Raw genomic sequence first — 20,295 nt, forward strand, 5'->3', positions numbered from 1 at the left:
GATTACTACAACCGCGAGCGTTGCAGTTTGAAATTGAAAAAGCTGAGTCCTGTCGCATACAGAACCCAGCTTGCACAGAGCGCCTGAATAGGCTTTTATGAGTGTCCAAGATTTGGGGGCCAGTTCAAATGTCTTCAGACGACCTTTTTTCTATTTGGTGCAGTGTGCCCCTACATTACAGGCAATCTTTTGGATATAACGAAATCATCTTTAAATCGAACAAACCATTCTTTCCCATTTTCAGACGACCTGATTAAAGTAGCTCCAAACTGAGAATAAGGAGCACCCTATGACGACCACCGCCGACCCGCGCGCCAAGCTGCCCGATACCCCGCTTTCCGGCAACGAAGCCCTGAAAGACCGCAGCGACTATCTGCACGGTACCATCAAAGACGATTTGACCGACGACTTTACCGGCGGCTTTACCGCCGACAATTTCCAGCTCATCCGTTTCCACGGCATGTACGAGCAGGACAACCGCGACATCCGCGCCGAGCGTACCGACCAAAAACTCGAACCCTTAAAAAACATGATGTTGCGCTGCCGTTTGCCCGGTGGCATCATCACACCGGCGCAGTGGCTGGGCATAGACGAATTTGCCGGCGACCACACCATTTACGGTTCCATCCGCCTGACCAACCGCCAAACCTTCCAATACCACGGCATTTTAAAAACCGATTTGAAACTGGCGCACCAGTCCCTGCACAAACTCGGCCTCGATTCCATCGCCACCGCCAGCGACGTCAACCGCAACGTCCTCTGCACCAGCAATCCCGTTCAAAGCCCGCTGCACCAAGAAGCCTACGAATGGGCGAAACGCATCAGTATGCACCTTCTGCCGCGCACCATGGCATATGCGGATGTCTGGCTGGACGGCGAAAAAGTGTTCACCACCGAACCGACCGAGCCACGCAACAAAGAAATCGCCGACGATGTTGAGCCGATTTTGGGCAAAACCTATCTGCCGCGCAAATTCAAAACCGCCGTCGTCATCCCGCCTGATAATGATGTGGACATCCATTCCAACGATTTAGGCTTCGTCGCCATCGAAGAAAACGGCAAACTTGTCGGCTTCAACGTCCTTGTCGGCGGCGGGCTTTCCAGCGAACACGGCAACACCAAAACTTACCCCAACACCTCCTACGAATTCGGTTTCGTCCCCCTCGAATACACCCTCAACGCCGCCGAAGCCGTCGTCAGCACCCAGCGCGACTGGGGCAACCGCAGCGACCGCAAAGCCGCGCGCACGCGCTACACCCTCCAGCGCGTCGGTGTCGAAGTATTCAAAGAAGAAGTCGAAAAGCGCATGGGCATCAAGTTCCAACCCATCCGCCCCTACGCCTTCTCCCATCGCGGCGACCACATCGGCTGGGTTAAAGGCCTCGAAGGCAACTGGCACCTGACCCTGTTCATCGAAAACGGCCGTCTGCTCGACTACCCCGGCAGACCATTGAAAACCGGCGTGCGCGAAATTGCCAAAATCCATCCTGGTGACTTCCGCCTGACCGCCAACCAAAACCTCGTCGTCGCCAACGTTCCGCCAGAGCTGAAAGACACCATAGACAAAATCGCCAAAGAACACGGCTTAATCAGCAAATCCATCACCATCCAGCGCGAAAACTCGATGGCGTGCGTCGCCCTGCCGACCTGTCCGCTGGCGATGGCGGAAGCCGAACGCTTCCTGCCGTCGTTCTCCGACAAAATTGACGAAATGTTCGCCAAATACGGCTTGGAAGACGAATACATCGTCCTACGCGTCACCGGCTGCCCCAACGGCTGCGGCCGCGCCATGCTCGCCGAAATCGGTTTGGTCGGCAAAGCCGTCGGTCGCTACAACCTCTACGCAGGCGGCAACCGAGAAGGCACCCGCATCCCACGCCTCTTTAAAGAAAACATCACCGAACCCGAAATCCTCGAAATCGTCGACGGCTGGGTCAAAAACTGGGCGCAAAACCGCCTCGACGACGAAGGCTTCGGTGACTTCGCCGTCCGCACCGGCATCGTCAAACCCGTCTTGGACGCGCCGCGCGATTTCTGGGCTTGAGTGCAGGTAAGGAATGATGTATAGGAAGAAAGGTCGTCTGAAAGATTCAGACGACCTTTTGGATTTTGGGGTAACGGTTTTCGCGGGCGAATGTGGGGCGCAATCGTTCACTTTAGGGGTGGGTTTGATGGAACGTTTGAAAAGTTGTCGTGGTGCAGGCTGTGTCTCCAGATTGCAGCAGTCGGACGAACGGCGGGAAGGAAAGTTTTCGTTGGCAAAGCTCATGATGCGACATCCTATTCGAAACGTCGTCCGAATCTAGCAAACATACTTAACTTTAATTCCGGCATATCATTAAATTCCGTCATTCCAGCCCCCGCCTACGCGAGGACAGGCTACGGCGGGAGTCTATCGTAAAACTTGAGAAACCTTGGTTTGAAAAACAGTTTCTGAATTTCAAAAATGGATTGCCGCCTGCATAGGAATGACGACAACCGGTAAATTGCGTATCGGAAAGAAAGTATAGTGGATTAACAAAAATCAGGACAAGGCGACGAAGCCGCAGACAGTACAAAATAGTACGAAACCGATTCACTTGGTGCTTCAGCACCTTAGAGAATCGTTCTCTTTGAGCTAAGGCGAGGCAACGCCGTACTGGTTTAAATTTAATCTACTATAATTTAGCAATAGCCCGACTTTGGGTTGGCAAACTCGAATAAATAAGAGAAAGAGTTGAAAGCCGGTAGTCAAAAGGTCGTCTGAAAATGCTCAGACGACCTTTGTTTTGGGAAAAAGCTCAACGGATGACGTTGTGCCAGTCGCTTTCGAAATAGCTGACAAGGATTTGGTTGTTCAGATAGTTCGGCTCGACCTTGCGTCTTGCCATGTCGGGTGGGAAGCGGAACATTTCGGCGGCGGTTTGGGCGTTTAGATAACGTGTGGGGACGTCGAATTTCTGCGGGACGGGGAATTGTTTATCAAAGCCTGCCAACACAAATCCCCATTCGCCGAAGGAGGGGACGTAAACGTGGTAAGGCGCAGTGGAAAGGCCGGCGGCTTCGAGGGTGGTAACGACCGACCAGTAGGCATTGGGGGCGAAGTAGGGCGAGGTGGATTGGACGACGATTTTGCCCTGCGGCTGAAGATGGCGGGCGACGAGGCGGTACATGGGGACGGAGTAGAGTTTGCCCAGCGAGAAATTGGACGGGTCGGGCAGGTCGATGATGATGACGTCGAATTTTTCAGACGACCTCTCCAGCCATTTGGCGGCATCGTCGTTGACGACGTGCATTTTGGGGTGGGACAGCGAGCCTTGGTTGAGCGCGCTTAAGGTGGCGGAGGTTTTAAAGGTGGCGGTCATGTCGGGGTCTAAATCGACTAGGGTAACGTGTTTGATCTGCGGGTATTTCAAGACTTCGCGCGCCGCCAGCCCGTCGCCACCGCCGAGGATGAGGATGCGGGCGGCGTTTTGAACCATCTGCATGGCGGGCAGGACAAGGGCTTCGTGGTAACGGGCTTCGTCGCGGGAGGAGAATTGCAGGTTGCCGTTGATGTAGAGGCGGGTGTCGTCTTTCCAGCGGGTCACGACGAGCCGCTGGTAGGGCGAGTGGCTTTGATAGACGACGGGGTCGCCGAAGTAGCTTTGTTCGGCTTTGAAGGAAATGCAGTCGGCGTAGGCGAAGGCGGCGGCGAGGACGGACAAGACAATCAGCGCGCGCAGGCGGATGGCGCGATAGCGGGGCAGTTCGGCTTTGAAGACGCGTGCGGTCAGGTAGGCGACGGCGGCATTGAGGATGCCGAACAAGAGGGCGGAACGCGCCATACCGAGTTTTGGGGCGAGCAGGAGCGGGAAGAGCAGGGAAACGGCGAGTGCGCCCAAATAGTCGAAGGTTAGGACTTTGGCAACGAGTTCTTTAAACTCCGCGCCTTTGCGGTTTAACACGCGCATGACCAACGGGATTTCCATGCCGACGACCGCGCCGACAATCAGTACGAAGGCGTAGAGCAGGGTGCGGAACGGGGCGGCGGAAAGTCCGAAGGCGACGAACAATGCCAGCGCGGAAATGCCGCCGATGATGCCGACCAGAAGTTCGATTTCGATAAAGCGGTGCAACACGTCTTCGTCTTTGATGTAGCGGGTCAGGTGCGCGCCTATGCCCATCGAGAAAAGATAAAGTCCGATGACGGAAGAAAACTGCAAAATGCTGTCGCCCAAAAGATAGCTCGCCAACGCGGCGATGATGAGTTCGTAGGCGAGGCCGCAACTGGCGACGATGAAGACGGAGATGATGAGGGTGCGGTTGGCGGTCATGGTGTGGTAGGAATAGGGTTTGAGCTGCTATTGTATATTGAAATAGGGATGGTCTGCCGCAAAGGTCGTCTGAAAAACTCCAGCCGTTTGTTCAGACGACGTTTCCGTATTTTTGGGGTTGACATGAAAATATTGTCAACAATTTGGGCAACTTTGTCCGATTTATTCTATAATTCTAGTTTCCAAGTTAACCTCGAATTCGGAGAAGACGATATGTGCGGTGTATTAGGTTTGGTCAGCCATGAGCCGGTAAACCAGCTTCTGTACGACGGTTTGCAGATGTTGCAGCACAGGGGGCAGGATGCGGCGGGCATTGTAACGGCCGAGGGCGGCACGTTCCATATGCACAAAGGCAAAGGCATGGTGCGCGAAGTGTTCCGCACACGCAATATGCGCGATTTGGTCGGCAACGCGGGCATCGCCCACGTCCGTTATCCTACGGCGGGCAACGCGGGCAGCAGCGCGGAAGCCCAGCCTTTCTACGTCAGCTCGCCTTTCGGCATCGTGTTGGCACACAACGGCAACCTCACCAATACCGCCGAACTGTATGAAAACGTGTGCAACAAACACCTGCGCCACGTCAACACCAGCTCCGATTCCGAAGTCTTGCTCAACGTATTCGCGCACGAATTGCGCCGCGAAGTCTCTAAAAACGCCAATCCCCACCGGCTCAATATCGACAATATTTTCAACGCCGTTGCCGAAGTCCACCGCCTGGTGCGCGGCGCATACGGCGTGGTTGCCATGATTGCGGGCTACGGCATGCTCGCTTTCCGCGATCCTTACGGCATCCGTCCGCTGGTGTTGGGTTCGCAAACCGACGAATCAGGCAGAAAATCCTATGCCGTCGCCTCCGAATCCGTTGCCTTCAATGCGCTTGCCTACGATTTGGAACGCGATATCCAGCCGGGCGAAGCGGTATTCGTCGGCTTTGACGGCACAATGATTGCCCGTTGTTGCACCGACCGCGCCAAACTCAGCCCCTGCCTGTTTGAATACGTCTATTTTGCCCGTCCCGATTCCGTGATCGACGGCGTGTCCGTTTACCAGTCGCGCATGGACATGGGCGTGTCGCTGGCGGAAAAAATCAAACGCGAGCTGCCCGTGGACGACATCGATGTCGTGATGCCCATTCCCGATACCAGCCGCCCCAGCGCGATGGAACTTGCCGTCCACCTCAAAAAGCATTACCGCGAGGGTTTGATTAAAAACCGCTATATCGGACGCACCTTTATCATGCCCGGTCAGGCGACGCGCAAAAAATCCGTACGCCAAAAACTCAGCCCGATGGAAACCGAGTTCGAAGGCAAAAGCGTGTTGCTGGTGGACGACTCCATCGTGCGCGGGACGACCAGCCGCGAAATCGTCGAAATGGTACGCGAAGCGGGCGCACGCAAAGTTTATATCGCCTCCGCCGCGCCCGAAGTACGCTATCCCAATGTGTACGGCATCGATATGCCCACGCGCGAAGAATTGATTGCCAACGGACGCAGCGCGGCGGAAATTGCCGCCGAAATTGGTGCGGACGGCATCGTTTTCCAAAATTTGAGCGATTTGGAAACCGTCGTCAAAGCACTCAATCCGAAAATCGAATCCTTCGATTCGTCCTGTTTCAACGGCATCTATCAAACCGGCGACATCGACCAAGCCTACCTCGACCGCCTGTCCGCCGAGAAATCCGGTTGCGGCGGCTTGAAAGTCCATCCGAGCAGGATGGAACACAGCATCAGCATCAGCGATACGGGTGACGAAGAATAAAACCGGTTTGAACGATTAAGACAAAAGGTCGTCTGAAAACCATTCCCCTTGAAAGGATAGCGGTTTTCAGACGACCTTTTTTATATAGTGGGTTAAGTTTATTAGACCAGCACAGGGTATTATAGTGGATTAACTTTAAATCAGGACAAGGCGACGAAGCCGCAGACAGTACAGATAGTACGGCAAGGCGAGGCAACGCCGTACTGGTTTAAAGTTAATCCACTATACTTTGTTGTGATTTGAAGTTGACCCGCTTTAAAAACCTACCATTCCGTTCAAATAGTCTTAAGTATATCAATCGAGTCCGTGCTAGAATAAAGCGTCTATCATTTCAATAAGCATCGATTATCTGCCTATTTCTTCAAAGGACTCTTATGAACACCTTAACAAAATTCGGCTTAGCATTATTCACCGCTGCGGCATTGGCAGCCTGTGGCGACTCCGGCAAATCGGCTGACAGTAAACCCACTACCGTACAAACAGCAGAAGGAGAAGTTACCCTCTCTGGCAAATACGCTGAAATCATCAATAAATTCCCCGTTCCCGATCCCAAATTGGCAGAGCCGATCACCATTTCCGACAAAAAATCCCCAACCGGTTTGGAAGACCTGAAGAAATTCATGGAATATATCTCAGGAGCGGAAGCACAAAAAATCGCGCAAATGGCTTCCAAGCTGCAACAAACTGCATTAAAAGGCGATGAAGCAGCCGCACTTGCAGCTGTCAAAGAGTTGACACCCGCTCTTGACAAATACCTTCAAGATGCGGAGAAACTCAATATTCAAGATGCCGAAGTTAAAGCTGTTCTCGATCGTATGCTGCAAACAAGCAAAACAGCCAACGAAATGATCATCCTGTCCAGCGAAAATGCTTCTGCACTAAAGATTGACATGAAAGACAAAGAGGCTGTCCAATTCATGAAGGCATACCAAGACAAAACCCACAATATGGAAACGGTTTTACGCCAAGCCAATCAGGAAGTACAAAAAGCTGCTGAAGCTTTGGGTAAAAAATATGCCCAATAATCTGAGTTAAAGTTCACCAAAGGTCGTCTGAAAACGCTATCGCAGCCGTTTCAGACGACCTTTTTGTAAGCCGCTTGATAACATATTAAAACCATATCCCAAGCCTGCCGAAATATGCCATAATAGCCACGCAGTGCGCTTTTGTGCCGCATTCGAAAAGAAAAACCTAACCTACAAGAGAATATCCCATGACTAGCAAAGCCACCATTATCTACACCCATACTGACGAAGCCCCCGCGCTGGCGACCCAATCCCTGCTGCCGATTGTGCAGGCGTTTACCCGCCATGCCGGTATCGAAGTCAAAACCAGCGATATTTCCCTGTCCGGTCGCATTCTGGCGGCATTCCCCGAACATCTGACCGAAGCGCAGCGCGTACCCGACGCGCTTGCCGAGTTGGGCGAACTGGTGAAACAGCCCGATGCCAACGTGATCAAACTGCCGAACATCAGCGCGTCCGTACCGCAACTGACCGCCGCAATTAAAGAATTGCAGGCAAAAGGCTTTGCCGTCCCCGATTACCCCGCCGACCCGCAAACCGATGAAGAAAAAGCCGTGCGCGAACGTTACGACCGCATCAAAGGCAGCGCGGTCAATCCCGTTTTACGCGAAGGCAACTCCGACCGCCGCGCGCCGAAAGCGGTGAAAAACTTTGCCAAAAAAAATCCGCACAGCATGGGCGCATGGACCAAAGACTCCAAAACCCACGTTGCCACCATGCAAAGCGGCGACTTTTTCCATAACGAACAATCCGTTACCGTACCCAATGCGACTTCCGTATCCATCGTGTTCACCGACAAACAAGGCAACAAAAAAGAGCTGCGCGAGCCCGTTGCCCTGAAAGCCGGCGAAATCATCGACGCGACCGTGATGAGCAAAAAAGCCCTGCTCGCCTTCCTTGCCGAACAAGTGCAAGACGCAAAAGCAAAAGGCGTATTGTTCTCGCTGCACATGAAAGCCACCATGATGAAAGTGTCCGATCCGATTATCTTCGGACACGCCGTCAAAGTATTCTTCGCACCCATCTTTGAAAAATTTGGCGACAAACTGGCTGCCGCAGGCGTCAACGTCAACAACGGCTTCGGCAACCTGCTTGCCAATCTGGACAAACTGGATGCGGACACCCGCGCTGCCGTCGAAGCCGAAATCGCTGCCGTTTACGCTGCCAACCCAGATTTGGCGATGGTCGATTCCGACAAAGGCATTACCAACCTGCACGTCCCCAGCGATGTCATCGTCGATGCTTCCATGCCTGCGATGATCCGCAACTCCGGCCGCATGTGGGACAAAGACGGCAAAGCGCAAGACACCAAAGCCGTGATTCCCGACAGCAGCTACGCAGGCGTTTATCAGGCAACCATCGACTTCTGCCGCGAACACGGCGCGTTCGATCCGACAACCATGGGTACCGTGCCCAACGTCGGTCTGATGGCGCAAGCAGCCGAAGAATACGGCTCGCACAATAAAACCTTCGAAATCGAAGCCGACGGTCAAGTTCAAGTCATCGATGCGGCGGGCAAAGTCCTGATGCAGCACGACGTTGAAGCAGGCGACATCTGGCGTATGTGCCAAACCAAAGACGCGCCTGTCAAAGACTGGGTACAACTCGCCGTCAACCGCGCCCGCCTGAGCAATACGCCCGCCGTGTTCTGGCTCGATGAAAACCGTCCGCACGATAAAAGCCTGCTCGCCAAAGTCAAAGCCTACCTTGCCGAACTGGATACCGACGGTCTCGACATCCGCGTTCTCGCTCCCGAAGAAGCTGCCAAGTTCAGCTTGGGTCGTCTGAAAAACGGCGAAGACACCATTTCCGTAACCGGTAACGTCCTGCGCGATTATCTGACCGACCTGTTCCCGATTTTGGAACTCGGCACCAGCGCGAAAATGCTGTCCATCGTTCCATTGATGAACGGCGGCGGTATGTTTGAAACCGGCGCAGGCGGCTCCGCACCGAAACACGTCCAACAGTTCCTCGAAGAAAACCACCTGCGCTGGGACTCGCTGGGCGAATTCCTCGCACTCGCCGTATCGTTTGAACATCTGGCGCAAAAAACCGGCAACACCAAAGCCCAAGTCCTCGCCGATACGCTGGATGCCGCCACCGAAAAACTGCTGTTGAACGACAAATCGCCCAAACGCAAAGCAGGCGAACTCGACAACCGCGGCAGCCATTTCTACCTCACCCTCTACTGGGCGCAAGAGCTGGCGGCGCAGGATAAAGACGCAGAACTGAAAGCAGCGTTTGCGCCGTTGGCAGAAACCCTGACCGCCGACGAGGCGAAAATCGTTGCCGAACTTTCTGCCGTACAAGGCAAAGCAGCCGACATCGGCGGCTACTACGCCCCCGACGCCCCCGACGCTGCAAAAGCCGCCCAGGCCATGCGCCCGAGCGAAACGTTCAATCAGGCATTGGCAAAGCTGTAAAAGTATTACGGTAAAACTGTAAACATGAAAGGTCGTCTGAAAACCTGTATGCAAAGGTTTTCAGACGACCTTTTGGGTACTTAGTTTTTATTTTTCATCATTGCCACGCAGTCTGAAAGCTGGTTTTGAATTTTACCGACGATTTGCCAATATCTCTTTCTTAGGATTTCCAATAAATTCCCGCTTGCGCGTAAATGATGGCTGGTGGCAGTCAAGGGGTTAAAAAGAAGTGAACCTTGCCATTTATAGTGGATTAAATTTAAACCAGTACGGCGTTGCCTCGCCTTGCCGTACTATTTGTACTGTCTGCGGCTTCGTTGCCTTGTCCTGATTTAAATTTAATCCACTATACTATAAAAACGCCGGACTCAAGAATCCTGCCTACGGATGAAAAGGGCTGTGATAAAATCTTTGCGTTTTCACTATCCCTTTCAGACGACCTTTTTATGTTGAACCCATCCCGAAAACTCGCCGAACTTGTCCGTATTTTGGAAGAGGGCGGCTATATTTTTGCCGGCGATCCCGTGCAGGCAACGGAGGCGTTGCGTCATGTCGAGGGCGGCGTGGAAGGCAAAATCATCCGCCGCGCGGAGATGATAGACAGAGACCGCCAGCTTCGGCATACCTTGGAACAAGTACGGACCGGGTCGTTTTGGCTGTGGATTGTGGCGGCTGCGGCGATGTTCAGCACGGGCTTTTCAGGCACTTACCTTCTGATGGACAGCCAAGGGCTGAATTTCTTCCTGATTTTGGCGGGCGTGTTGGGTATGAATACGCTGATGTTGGCGGTATGGCTGGCATCGCTGTTCCTGCGCGTAAAAGTAGGGCGGTTTTTCAGCAGTCCGGCGACGTGGTTTCGGGGTAAAGATCCCGTCAATCAGGCGGTGTTTCGGCTGTATGCGGACGAATGGCGGCAGCCTTCGGCGCGTTGGATCGCCGGCGCGACTTCACACAGTCTATGGCTTTGTACATTGGGCGGGATGCTGGTGTCGGTATTGCTGCTGCTTTTGGTGCGCCAATATACGTTCAACTGGGAAAGCACGCTGTTGAGCAATGCCGCTTCGGTACGCGCGGTGGAAATGCTGGCATGGCTGCCGTCGAAACTCGGTTTCCCTGCCCCCGATGCGCGGGCGGTAGTCGAAGGTCGTCTGAACGGCAACATCGCCGATGCGCGCGCGTGGTCGGGCTTGTTGGTCGGCAGCATAGCCTGCTACGGCATCCTGCCGCGCCTGCTGGCTTGGGCGGTATGCAAAATCTTTTTAAAAACAAGCCAAAGCAAGCTGGACTTGGAGAAGCCTTATTATCAGGCGGTCATCCGCCGTTGGCAGAATAAAATCGTCGATGCGGATACGCGTCGGGAAGCCGTGTCCGTCGTTTCCCCGAAAATCACCTTAAACGACGCGCCCAAATGGGCGGTCATGCTGGAAACCGAATGGCACGAAGGCACATGGTTTACGGGCAGGCTGGCGCAGGAGTGGCTGGATAAAGGCGTAGCGGCGAATCGGGAAGAGGTTGCCGCTTTGGAAGCCGAGTTGAAACAGAAACCCGCCCAGCTCCTCATCGGCGTGCGCGCGGAAACCGTCCCCGACCGCGGCGTATTGCGGCAGATTGTCCGACTCTCCGAAGCGGCGCAGGGCGGCGCGGTGGTGCAGCTTTTGACGGAGCGGGCGCTTTCAGACGACCTGTCCGAAACATTGAACCACTGGCGCAACGCGCTGGCAGAGTGCGACGTGGCATGGCTGGAACCTGACAAGGCGGCGCAGGAAGGTCGTCTGAAAAACCAATGACCGCACTTGAAACGCCCCATAGAGCCGCCATCCTGAAAAAGGTCGTCTGAAAATCCATTCTTCAAAAACATCATGAATAAACAACCCCTTTCCCTTGCCGTCGTCGGGCATACCAATACCGGCAAAACCTCGCTCCTGCGCACCCTGTTGCGCGACAGCGGGTTCGGCGAAGTCAAAAACGCGCCGTCCACCACGCGCCATGTCGAAGAAGCCGCGATTACCGATGGCGCCGACACGCTGCTGTATCTGTACGACACGCCCGGACTCGAAGACGCGGGCGGCGTTTTGGACTGGCTTGAAACCCATACGGATGCGCGCGCCGACGGTATCGAGCGGCTGCAACAGTTTCTCGACAGCGACGGCGCGCATCATGATTTCAACCAAGAAGCCAAAGTGCTGCGGCAGCTTCTGCAAAGCGACATGGCGTTGTACGTCATCGACGCGCGCGAACCCGTCCTCGACAAATATCGTGATGAATTGACCATCCTTTCATGGTGCGCCAAACCGGTCATGCCCGTGTTCAACTTTACCGGCGGGCAGCTTCCCGAAGCGTGGACGACCATGCTGGCGCGGAGAAACTTGCACGTTTTCGCAGGGTTCGACACCGTCGCCTTCGATTTTGAAGGCGAATTGAACCTTTGGAACAAGCTCGCCACCATGTTGCCGCAACATGACATCATTGACCGCCTGACCGCCTCCCGCCGCCGCGAATGGACGCGTTTGGATAAAGAAGCGCGCCACGAAATCGCAGGTTTCCTGCTCGACGTTGCCGCCTTTACGCAGGAAATCGACGAAAACGACGACCCCGCCCCCGTCCTGCAAACCATGCAGGCAGAAATACGCCAGCTCGAACGGCAGATGCAGCAGCGGCTGTTTGGCCTCTACCGCTTCTACCACAGCGAAATCGACAGTGGCGACTGGGTGCCTAAAGCCTTCCGTCAAGACCCGTTCGATAGCGAATTGCTCAAAGAATACGGCATCCGTACCGGCACGGGCGCGGCAACCGGCGCGCTCATCGGCTTGGGGCTGGACATCGCCACGCTCGGCGGTTCGCTCGGATTGGGGACGGCAATCGGCGGCTTTTTGGGCGGCATCCTGCCCAATACCCGCACCATTTCCGACAAGCTCAACGGCCGCCAAACCCTGCACACCGACCCCGAAACCCTGACCCTGCTCGCCGCCCGCGCCCTCGATTTGCTCCACATCCTGCAAACGCGCGGCCACGCGGCGCAATCGCAAGTCGAGTTGCACAGCCGCAAAGCGCCGTGGCAGGCGGACAAACTCCCGTCCGAACTCAACAAAGCGCGCAGCAGGTGGAAATGGTCGTCCCTCAACACCCGCCTCCCCGAAACCAGCCGCGCCGAACGCGAGGAATATACGGAAAGTTTGAGTAGGAAATTGGGCGGATAAAAAATCAAAGGTCGTCTGAAACCTTAACTCCAGGCTTTCAGACGACCTTTGCCATATCGGCAACCTCACCTACTCTACTAAGTGTAGCGGGTTGAAAATCCAAAACGCCGCAGCGTGGATTTTATAGTGGATTAAATTTAAACCAGTACGGCGTTGCCTCGCCTTAGCTCAAAGAGAACGATTCTCTAAGGTGCTGAAGCACCAAGTGAATCGGTTCCGTACTATCTGTACTGTCTGCGGCTTCATTGCCTTGTCCTGATTTAAATTTAATCCACTATACCCGCAACAACACAATACCGAATTGAAAAAGGTCGCCTGAAAATTCGGAATATAGGTTTGAGGAAACTTGCTATATCCGTTTTCAGACGACCTTTTTACAAAGACAGTGCATTGCGCCGTCAAACTTTCGTGTAACGAGATAAACCCAAATCATCGCTGCGGATTTCGGTTTCCTGACCGCAGACTATATCGGCGGTCAGTTTGGCAGAGCCGAGCGACATAGTCCAACCCAAAGTCCCGTGTCCTGTGTTCAGAAACAGGTTTTCCAATGGTGTTTTGCCGATAAGCGGCGTGCTGTCGGGCGTCATCGGCCGTAACCCGCTCCAAAATTCCGCCTGCTGCAAATCTCCGCCGCCCGGGAAAAGGTCGTTGACGACCAATGCCAAAGTAGCCCGGCGTTTTTCGGATAAATGCAATCCGTAACCTGACAACTCCGCCATACCGCCGACGCGGATGCGTTTGTCGAAGCGAGTGATGGCAACTTTGTATGTTTCATCAAGAACGGTGGAAACCGGTGCTTTTTCATCATGAACGACAGGGAGGGTCAATGAATAGCCTTTTACCGGATAAATCGGCAAATCCCAGCCCAAATCCTCAAAAACCGTTCTGCTGAAACAGCCTAAGGCGCATACGAATGCGTCTGCCTCAAACTGTCCTTGGTCGGTTTCAACGGCAGTAATGTGGCGTCGGTCGTGTATGATGCGACGTATGTGATGTCCGAATTCAAAACGCACGCCTTTCTGTATGCACAAATCGCGCAGTTTTCGGGTAAACAGACGGCAATCGCCGGTGGCATCGGCAGGAAGGTGCAATCCGCCTGCGATTTTAGGTAAAGCATGGTGTAGCGCGGGTTCGAATTCCAAACATTCTTCAGATTTCAGACGACGTAGGGGAACGCCGTAACGTTCTAAAACGGCAATGTCTTTTTCAGCCGCGGCAACTTCTTTTTGCGTGCGGAAGATTTGCAAAGTTCCCTTGTTCCTACCTTCAAAATCAATGTTTTCCTGTTCTTTAAAGAGACGGAACATTTCACGGCTGTATTCCGAAATCCGAACCATCCTCTCTTTATTGATTTGATAACGCTCCGCCGTACAGTTGTCCAGCATTTTTTTGAGCCAGCGGATTTGAAACAGGCTTCCGTCGGGTTTAAAAATTAAGGGCGAGTGTTGCTTGAACATCCACTTCAAGGCCTTGAGCGGAATACCCGGAGCCGCCCAAGGCGTGGTGTAGCCGTAAGAGAGCTGTCCGGCATTGGCAAAGCTGGTTTCCATTGCCACATCCTCAGCGCGGTCGATGACGGTTACGTCATGCCCTTCGGAAGTCAAATACCATGCGGTTGAAACTCCGGCGATACCTGCGCCCAAAACAATCAGCTTCATATTTTCTCCTTAAAATTATTTTTGATTATGAATGGCTAGTTTAGGATATTTTTATTAGGGATATTCACTTTATTTTTAATAATTTCGTATGTATTATCCCTATTTAATGACATTCAAAAGGAAAAGCAGTATGAAAGAACTGGATAAAACCGATCTGAAAATTTTAAAAATTCTGCAACAAAACGCCCGGATACCGATGACGGAACTGGCGGAGAAAGTGGGTCTTTCGACTACGCCTGTTACCGAGCGCGTCAAACGCCTGGAGCGCGATAATTTCATTACAGGCTATCACGCCCGCCTCAATCCGAATTTATTGGGCAAAGGATTGTTGATTTTTGTCGAATTGAAGCTGCGTTCGAAGTCAGGCAATATTTTTGAAGATTTTCGTCGGGAAGTTATGAGGATTCCGCAAATTTTGGAATGCCACTTGGTATCGGGCGAATACGATTATCTGATTAAAGTCCGTCTGCCCGATATGTCGGCCTATCGGGATATGTTGGGCAATATTTTGCTGCACCTGCCTGCTGCGGCGGAAAGCCGAAGCTATGTAGTGATGGAGGAGGTAAAAGAAGAAACCGTGTTGGATTTGGATTGAGTGTAGAACAAAAGCCAAGATTAGAATAATTACACTGCCAGATAGCAGATAGGGAAATATGAAAGTTTGTAACTTCTTTGCTTATATCTTAGATTGAAAGAAAAAAGCAAAAAAAATGCACACATCAATAGGATGTGTGCCAAGTCTACAAAGGAGAAATAGAGGAGAAACTATTAACTGACTACTCGAACCAGCTAACGGGATGAATTATGCGCTTTAAGCGAAAGTAATGCAAGTTTTTTCTTGTAAAGTTTCTCTTCGATTGTTGTATTTTTGTATTTTGTAGTTATATTCCATGATAAAAGAATATAGAATGAGTAATACAACGACAAGAACAAGCTTTTTAATTTAAATTTAAGCCAAAAAGGTCGTCTGAAACTTTCAGACGACCTTTTTATGCTTACTCAATTAAATTATACGTTGCCACGTTTCGGGTCGTTCGGGCGCAGTTGGGCGGCGAGTTTGTCGAGGATGCCGTTGACGAATTTGTGTCCGTCGGTGCCGCCGAAGGTTTTGGTCACTTCGATGGCTTCGTTGATGATGACGGGGTAGGGGGTTTCGGGCATCGCGCTCAATTCGTGGCATGCCATCAGCAGGACGGCGCGTTCGATGGGGCTGAGGTCTTTTTCGTCGCGGTCGAGCAGGGGGCGGATTTGTTGGATGTATTCGGCGGCGTGGGTGTGCGTGCCGAAGAAGAGTTTGTTGAACAGCTCTTCATCCGCTTTGGCGAAGTCGGGCTGGTCTTGGATGTTTTTAGCGATTTCGGGGGCGGCGGTGTTGTTGATGCCGGCTTGGTAGAGGGCTTGTACGGCTAACTCGCGGGCGCGGCGGCGTGGGGTTTTCATGGGGATTCCTTCGTTGGCGGCACGGTGGTGCGGTAATGAATGTTTCAGACGACCTCTGTCGGATGACGGGTCGTCTGAAAACGGTTTGTCCGGCGGACGGGGCGAAACCGGAATGCGGCAAAGCGGCGGGTTTCGCGTTCGGGCTTATTCTTCTTCGTCGTCAAACTGCTCTTCGATCAGGCGGTTGACGAGGTTGGCGCACTCGACGGCGACTTTGGCGGCGTCGGCGGCTTTTTCTTCAATGCGTGCGACGGCTTGTTCGTCGTTTTCGGTGGTCAGGATGGCGTTGGCGATGGGGATGTTGTAGTCGAGTCCAACACGGGTTACGCCTGAACCGGATTCGTTGGAAACGAGTTCGAAATGGTAGGTTTCACCGCGGATGATGACGCCGATGGCAATCAGTGCATCGTATTGCTCGGAGGCTGCCATGTTTTGCAGAACGAGCGGTACTTCGAGTGCGCCGGGTACGGTGGCGATGGTGATGTTGTTGTCGGCTACGCCCAATTCTTGCAGGGTGCGGCAGCAGACTTTGAGCATTTCGCTGCCGATTTCGTTGGTAAAGCGGGCTTGTACGATGCCGATGCGCAGGTGTGCGCCGTCGAGGTTCGGGGCGATGATGTTCATGGTGTTTCCTTGTATTTTGAGCGGTAAACAGGTTTTCAGACGACGTTTGGCTTTTCTGAAAACGATATTGGGAGATTTATTCTTGTGGCTGCCAGTCGGCAACGGCTTGAAACTCGCCGTCTTCGCCTATTTCCCATGCGCTGCCTTCGGGTTGGGTTATGAGCGCGGCGACGGCGAGGTTGGACTGGGTGATTTCGGAAAGGCTGACGACGCTGAAATTGTCGGGATCGTCGGTGTATTCGTCGGTCTCGTCGCCGCTGAAGAAACGCCAGCCGCTGTCGTTTTCAAAAACAGGGGCTTCGCGGTAGAGGAAGCCGACGGGTTCGCCTTGTTTGGCTACCGTGTTGGTCACGATGCAGCGGTCGAGGGCGGCGGAGAGGGCTTGGGCAAATTTGTTCATTGTGGTGTGTTGCGTGCCGTAAAAATTGTGCGGATTTTATCATGATTAGGGCTGGCTCTGCACCGTGTATCTTTATATTTGCCGCTTATGGTTTGATGGTACAATGCTGGTCGTCTGAAACGGGCTGAACTGTGTTTCAGACGACTATTGCAGCCTTAAAGTGTTTCCGTATTTGCATGAAGTGCCGAAACGCATTCGGGTTGGTTTGGGAGGCTGAATTTTTGCCGTCTCCCGCCGATATTCCGAAGCAAGAAGAAAGACAAACGTCCTCATGAAAACAGATGTGTTAAAACAGCAGGCGCATGCCGCCATTCAGAATAAACTGGGTTACCATTTCAAAGATACCGCGCTTTTGCAGCAGGCGCTGACCCACCGCAGCTACCATGCGAAAAACAACGAGCGTTTCGAGTTTGTCGGAGATTCGATTTTGAACTACACCGTCGCCAAAATGTTGTTTGACGCGTTCCCTAAGCTGACCGAAGGCGAGTTGTCGCGTTTGCGCGCGAGCTTGGTCAATGAAGGCGTGTTGGCAGAAATCGCTTTGGAAATGAATGTCGGCGACGGACTTTATTTGGGCGCGGGCGAATTGAAAAGCGGCGGATTCAGACGACCCTCCATCCTTGCCGATGCTATGGAAGCGATGTTTGCCGCCGTCAGCTTTGACGCGGATTTCGCCGAGGCGGAGAAAGTGGTGCGACACTTGTATGCCGAACGCGTCAAACGTGCCGATTTCAAAACGCAGGGCAAAGACAACAAAACCGCCCTGCAAGAAGCCCTCCAAGCCCGTCGCCTTGCTCTGCCCAAATACCGCATCGAAGAACAAATCGGACATGCCAATGATAGTATGTTCTTAATTTCATGCGACTTAGGCGAACTCGGTTTTATCTGCAAAGCACAAGGCAGCAGCCGCAAAGTTGCCGAGCAGCAAGCCGCCAAAGAAGCGCTGCAATGGCTCGAGCAACACCATCCTTTGAAAAAAGCGAAAAAATAGCCGATTTATTTTTCAGACGACCTAGGGTCTGACGACATTCAATAATTTCCATGTTTTTTTATCGCCAAAGCGGCATCTTCCGCTTTGCGAACAAAAATCCACTTGGACAATTAAATCTCGACAGCCCCTATGACAAGACAAAAAGGTCGTCTGAAACGTCAAACAGAAAGCCATCATGGACATCGAAACCTTCCTGCAAAACGAATCCAGCCATCCCACCGACTACCGCTGCGGCTTCGTCGCCATTGTCGGCCGCCCCAACGTCGGCAAATCCACGCTGATGAATCACCTCATCGGGCAAAAAATCAGCATCACCAGTAAAAAAGCCCAAACCACGCGCAACCGCGTTACCGGCATTTACACCGACGACACCGCACAATTCGTTTTCGTCGATACCCCCGGTTTCCAAACCAAACACCGCAACGCCCTGAACGACCGCCTCAATCAAAACGTAACCGAAGCGTTGAGCGGCGTCGATGCCGTCGTTTTCGTCGTCGAAGCCATGCGCTTTACCGATGCCGACCGCATCGTGATGAAACAACTGCCGACAAACACGCCCGTCATCCTCGTCATCAACAAAATCGACAAAAACAAAGCGGGCAGCAGCGGTTTGCAGGAATTTATCGACCAAATCAGCGCAGAATTCAAATTTGCAGGGCATGAAACCGTCAGCGCCAAACACGGATTGGGCATCGCCAACCTGCTCGCGCGCCTCAGACCTTACCTGCCCCAAAGCGTGCCGATGTATCCGGAAGAAATGGTGACCGACCGTTCCAGCCGTTTCCTCGCCACCGAAATCGTGCGCGAAAAACTGTTCCGCTACCTCGGTGAAGAGCTGCCCTACGCCATGAATGTGGAGATCGAACAATTCGAAGAAGAGGAAAACGGACTCTACCGAATTTACATCGCCGTATTGGTCGATAAAGACAGCCAAAAAGCCATCTTAATCGGCAAAGGCGGGGAAAAACTGAAAAAAATCTCCACCGAAGCCCGCCTCGATATGGAAAAACTGTTTGATACCAAAGTGTTTTTAAAGGTTTGGGTCAAGGTCAAATCAGGCTGGGCGGACGACGTGCGCTTCCTCAGGGAATTGGGTTTGTAGGTCGTCTGAAAATACTGTAATTAATTGTTTACACTGGATTGAGTTTATGTCTGTCTATACTAATATTTCTGATGAGCAAATACGGGAGTTTTTGTCAGATTATGATCTGGGGGAGTTTGTTTCCCTGCAAGGCATTGCACAGGGAATTACCAACAGTAATTACTTTTTGAATACTTCTAAAGGCAGCTATGTTTTAACTGTATTTGAAGTGTTGCGTCAGGATGAATTGCCATTTTTCTTGAATTTGAACAAGCATTTGAGTAGTAAAAGCGTAGCTTGTCCAAGTCCGATTGTACGAAAAGATGGAAAGCTGGATTCGGTATTGGCAGGTAAACCGGCTTGCGTCGTTACCAGATTAAATGGTGCGGATACCGCATGGGCGACCGAGGCGCAGTGTTTTAACACGGGAGCAATGTTGGCCAAAATGCATTTGGCGGTTCAAGATTTTCCCGAAAAAATGGAAAATCCCCGATATAACACATGGTGGAAGCAAGCTTATGAACAATTATTGCCACAGTTGAATGAGGCTGATGCCCAGTTGCTGGGTAAGGAAATTTCGGATTTGGAAAACAATCTCGGCGGTCATTTGCCATCCGGCATCATTCATGCCGATTTATTTAAAGACAACGTTTTGTTGGATGGGGAAAATGTGGCTGGGTTCATCGATTTCTATTATGCATGTAATGGAAATTTCATGTATGACTTGGCAATCGCAGTAAATGATTGGTCGAGAACTTCTGATAACAAGTTGGATGCGAAGTTATGCAAAGCGTTTATTGACGGTTATGAAAACATTCGTCCGCTATCTGATGCGGAGAAGGAATATTTTCCTGTGGCGCAGCGAGCTGGGTGCGTACGCTTTTGGGTGTCAAGACTGTTAGATTTTCACTTTCCCCAAGAGGGTGAAATGACTTTTATCAAAGATCCAAATGTTTTTAGGGATTTGTTGTTAAGTCTGAACTGAATTTGGATATGTTGTATTGATTTCAAAGGTCGTCTGAAAGGGATTTCAGACGACCTTTGCTGTTTTTGATTTGAAATAAAAGTCTTTGTATTTCAGGTTGTTGTTAGGTTTTGTGGAATTTTTTGCGGTTTTGGGGTTGACGGTTTTTGAGGAGGGGGGTATAGTTCGGTTCTTCGCTGCTTCGGCGGTGATTGAACGAACAGGTAAGTATATCACAGTTGGTCTGATTTTTCGAGGTTTTAAGAAAAGTTTTGATTGACAACGAGATGAAATGCTTTATAATTCGTTTTTGCTCTTTAACAAAACAGATTACCGATAAGTGTGAGTGCGACAGCCTCACACTGTTTGAAAGACAGACAAGATGATGTTTTAGACATTGTCCTGTCGGTTTCTTTGAAGCAGACCAGAAGTTAAAAAG

General features: G+C 52.0%; 16 protein-coding genes. 11 read left to right on the forward strand and 5 right to left on the reverse strand.

Annotated elements, in window-relative coordinates:
• The coding region (locus tag DBY90_RS13695) for an IS3 family transposase (protein ID WP_159069391.1) at positions 1 to 87 on the forward strand (87 nt) is incomplete at its 5' end.
• Between the two features lie 202 nt (positions 88 to 289).
• Positions 290 to 2,044: an assimilatory sulfite reductase (NADPH) hemoprotein subunit gene (gene cysI / locus DBY90_RS11795; RefSeq protein WP_070492687.1), complete on the forward strand. Its 1,755-nt coding sequence runs from the start codon at positions 290 to 292 to the stop codon at positions 2,042 to 2,044.
• Positions 2,045 to 2,780: 736 nt separating this feature from the next.
• On the opposite strand, the gene DBY90_RS11815 is transcribed toward cysI, so the two are convergent.
• The gene (locus DBY90_RS11815) at positions 2,781 to 4,295 is read right to left on the reverse strand and encodes a polyamine aminopropyltransferase (protein WP_070492689.1); all 1,515 of its coding nucleotides are present in this window, start codon (positions 4,293 to 4,295) and stop codon (positions 2,781 to 2,783) included.
• A 213-nt stretch (positions 4,296 to 4,508) separates the two neighbouring features.
• On the opposite strand from DBY90_RS11815, the gene purF reads away from it, so the two are divergent.
• The 5 genes from purF to DBY90_RS11840 all read left to right on the forward strand — a co-directional run bounded on the left by purF (position 4,509) and on the right by DBY90_RS11840 (position 12,698).
• On the forward strand, positions 4,509 to 6,053 hold the full coding sequence (gene purF, locus DBY90_RS11820) for an amidophosphoribosyltransferase (protein WP_070492690.1): 1,545 nt from the start codon (positions 4,509 to 4,511) through the stop codon (positions 6,051 to 6,053).
• A 374-nt stretch (positions 6,054 to 6,427) separates the two neighbouring features.
• On the forward strand, positions 6,428 to 7,078 hold the full coding sequence (locus DBY90_RS11825) for a hypothetical protein (protein ID WP_070492691.1): 651 nt from the start codon (positions 6,428 to 6,430) through the stop codon (positions 7,076 to 7,078).
• Between the two features lie 188 nt (positions 7,079 to 7,266).
• The gene (locus DBY90_RS11830; RefSeq protein ID WP_070492692.1) at positions 7,267 to 9,501 is read left to right on the forward strand and encodes an NADP-dependent isocitrate dehydrogenase; all 2,235 of its coding nucleotides are present in this window, start codon (positions 7,267 to 7,269) and stop codon (positions 9,499 to 9,501) included.
• Between the two features lie 446 nt (positions 9,502 to 9,947).
• Positions 9,948 to 11,288 (forward strand): DUF2868 domain-containing protein, encoded by a 1,341-nt coding sequence (locus DBY90_RS11835; protein ID WP_070493817.1) that lies wholly within the window; start codon positions 9,948 to 9,950, stop codon positions 11,286 to 11,288.
• Between the two features lie 72 nt (positions 11,289 to 11,360).
• Positions 11,361 to 12,698, forward strand: coding sequence for a DUF3482 domain-containing protein (locus DBY90_RS11840; protein ID WP_070493820.1), 1,338 nt, complete (start codon positions 11,361 to 11,363; stop codon positions 12,696 to 12,698).
• Positions 12,699 to 13,096: 398 nt separating this feature from the next.
• Here the strand turns inward: DBY90_RS11840 and DBY90_RS11850 are convergent, their stop codons facing one another.
• Positions 13,097 to 14,356: a D-amino acid dehydrogenase gene (locus tag DBY90_RS11850; protein ID WP_070490852.1), complete on the reverse strand. Its 1,260-nt coding sequence runs from the start codon at positions 14,354 to 14,356 to the stop codon at positions 13,097 to 13,099.
• A gap of 130 nt (positions 14,357 to 14,486) precedes the next feature.
• On the opposite strand from DBY90_RS11850, the gene DBY90_RS11855 reads away from it, so the two are divergent.
• Complete coding sequence (locus tag DBY90_RS11855; protein WP_016687259.1) at positions 14,487 to 14,951, forward strand: winged helix-turn-helix transcriptional regulator; 465 nt, start codon at positions 14,487 to 14,489, stop codon at positions 14,949 to 14,951.
• A 413-nt stretch (positions 14,952 to 15,364) separates the two neighbouring features.
• On the opposite strand, the gene nusB is transcribed toward DBY90_RS11855, so the two are convergent.
• The 3 genes from nusB to DBY90_RS11870 all read right to left on the reverse strand — a co-directional run bounded on the left by nusB (position 15,365) and on the right by DBY90_RS11870 (position 16,820).
• Positions 15,365 to 15,796 (reverse strand): transcription antitermination factor NusB, encoded by a 432-nt coding sequence (nusB, locus tag DBY90_RS11860; RefSeq protein WP_003744263.1) that lies wholly within the window; start codon positions 15,794 to 15,796, stop codon positions 15,365 to 15,367.
• 144 nt (positions 15,797 to 15,940) lie between these two features.
• Positions 15,941 to 16,420, reverse strand: coding sequence for a 6,7-dimethyl-8-ribityllumazine synthase (ribH, locus tag DBY90_RS11865; RefSeq protein WP_070490850.1), 480 nt, complete (start codon positions 16,418 to 16,420; stop codon positions 15,941 to 15,943).
• Between the two features lie 76 nt (positions 16,421 to 16,496).
• Complete coding sequence (locus DBY90_RS11870; RefSeq protein ID WP_070490848.1) at positions 16,497 to 16,820, reverse strand: DUF2185 domain-containing protein; 324 nt, start codon at positions 16,818 to 16,820, stop codon at positions 16,497 to 16,499.
• A gap of 271 nt (positions 16,821 to 17,091) precedes the next feature.
• On the opposite strand from DBY90_RS11870, the gene rnc reads away from it, so the two are divergent.
• The 3 genes from rnc to thrB all read left to right on the forward strand — a co-directional run bounded on the left by rnc (position 17,092) and on the right by thrB (position 19,877).
• Positions 17,092 to 17,811, forward strand: a complete 720-nt coding sequence (rnc, locus tag DBY90_RS11875) for a ribonuclease III (protein ID WP_070679117.1) — start codon at positions 17,092 to 17,094, stop codon at positions 17,809 to 17,811.
• A 175-nt stretch (positions 17,812 to 17,986) separates the two neighbouring features.
• Positions 17,987 to 18,913, forward strand: a complete 927-nt coding sequence (gene era / locus DBY90_RS11880; protein ID WP_003765450.1) for a GTPase Era — start codon at positions 17,987 to 17,989, stop codon at positions 18,911 to 18,913.
• 46 nt (positions 18,914 to 18,959) lie between these two features.
• Complete coding sequence (gene thrB, locus DBY90_RS11885) at positions 18,960 to 19,877, forward strand: homoserine kinase (protein ID WP_045072289.1); 918 nt, start codon at positions 18,960 to 18,962, stop codon at positions 19,875 to 19,877.
• Positions 19,878 to 20,295 lie beyond the last annotated feature (418 nt).

The sequence above is a fragment of the Neisseria mucosa genome (assembly GCF_003044445.1).
Taxonomy (GTDB): Bacteria; Pseudomonadota; Gammaproteobacteria; order Burkholderiales; family Neisseriaceae; genus Neisseria; species Neisseria mucosa_A.

Bases quoted from the DNA above. Each gene is read 5' to 3' on its own strand.
- DBY90_RS11830 (WP_070492692.1), top strand. From the start codon at position 7,267: ATGACTAGCAAAGCCACCATTATCTACACCCATACTGACGAAGCCCCC.
- DBY90_RS11840 (WP_070493820.1), top strand. From the start codon at position 11,361: ATGAATAAACAACCCCTTTCCCTTGCCGTCGTCGGGCATACCAATACC.
- DBY90_RS11835 (WP_070493817.1), top strand. From the start codon at position 9,948: ATGTTGAACCCATCCCGAAAACTCGCCGAACTTGTCCGTATTTTGGAA.
- DBY90_RS11855 (WP_016687259.1), top strand. From the start codon at position 14,487: ATGAAAGAACTGGATAAAACCGATCTGAAAATTTTAAAAATTCTGCAA.
- thrB (WP_045072289.1), top strand. From the start codon at position 18,960: ATGTCTGTCTATACTAATATTTCTGATGAGCAAATACGGGAGTTTTTG.
- ribH (WP_070490850.1), bottom strand. From the start codon at position 16,420: ATGAACATCATCGCCCCGAACCTCGACGGCGCACACCTGCGCATCGGC.
- DBY90_RS11850 (WP_070490852.1), bottom strand. From the start codon at position 14,356: ATGAAGCTGATTGTTTTGGGCGCAGGTATCGCCGGAGTTTCAACCGCA.
- DBY90_RS11825 (WP_070492691.1), top strand. From the start codon at position 6,428: ATGAACACCTTAACAAAATTCGGCTTAGCATTATTCACCGCTGCGGCA.
- DBY90_RS11815 (WP_070492689.1), bottom strand. From the start codon at position 4,295: ATGACCGCCAACCGCACCCTCATCATCTCCGTCTTCATCGTCGCCAGT.
- nusB (WP_003744263.1), bottom strand. From the start codon at position 15,796: ATGAAAACCCCACGCCGCCGCGCCCGCGAGTTAGCCGTACAAGCCCTC.
- rnc (WP_070679117.1), top strand. From the start codon at position 17,092: ATGAAAACAGATGTGTTAAAACAGCAGGCGCATGCCGCCATTCAGAAT.
- era (WP_003765450.1), top strand. From the start codon at position 17,987: ATGGACATCGAAACCTTCCTGCAAAACGAATCCAGCCATCCCACCGAC.
- DBY90_RS11870 (WP_070490848.1), bottom strand. From the start codon at position 16,820: ATGAACAAATTTGCCCAAGCCCTCTCCGCCGCCCTCGACCGCTGCATC.
- purF (WP_070492690.1), top strand. From the start codon at position 4,509: ATGTGCGGTGTATTAGGTTTGGTCAGCCATGAGCCGGTAAACCAGCTT.
- cysI (WP_070492687.1), top strand. From the start codon at position 290: ATGACGACCACCGCCGACCCGCGCGCCAAGCTGCCCGATACCCCGCTT.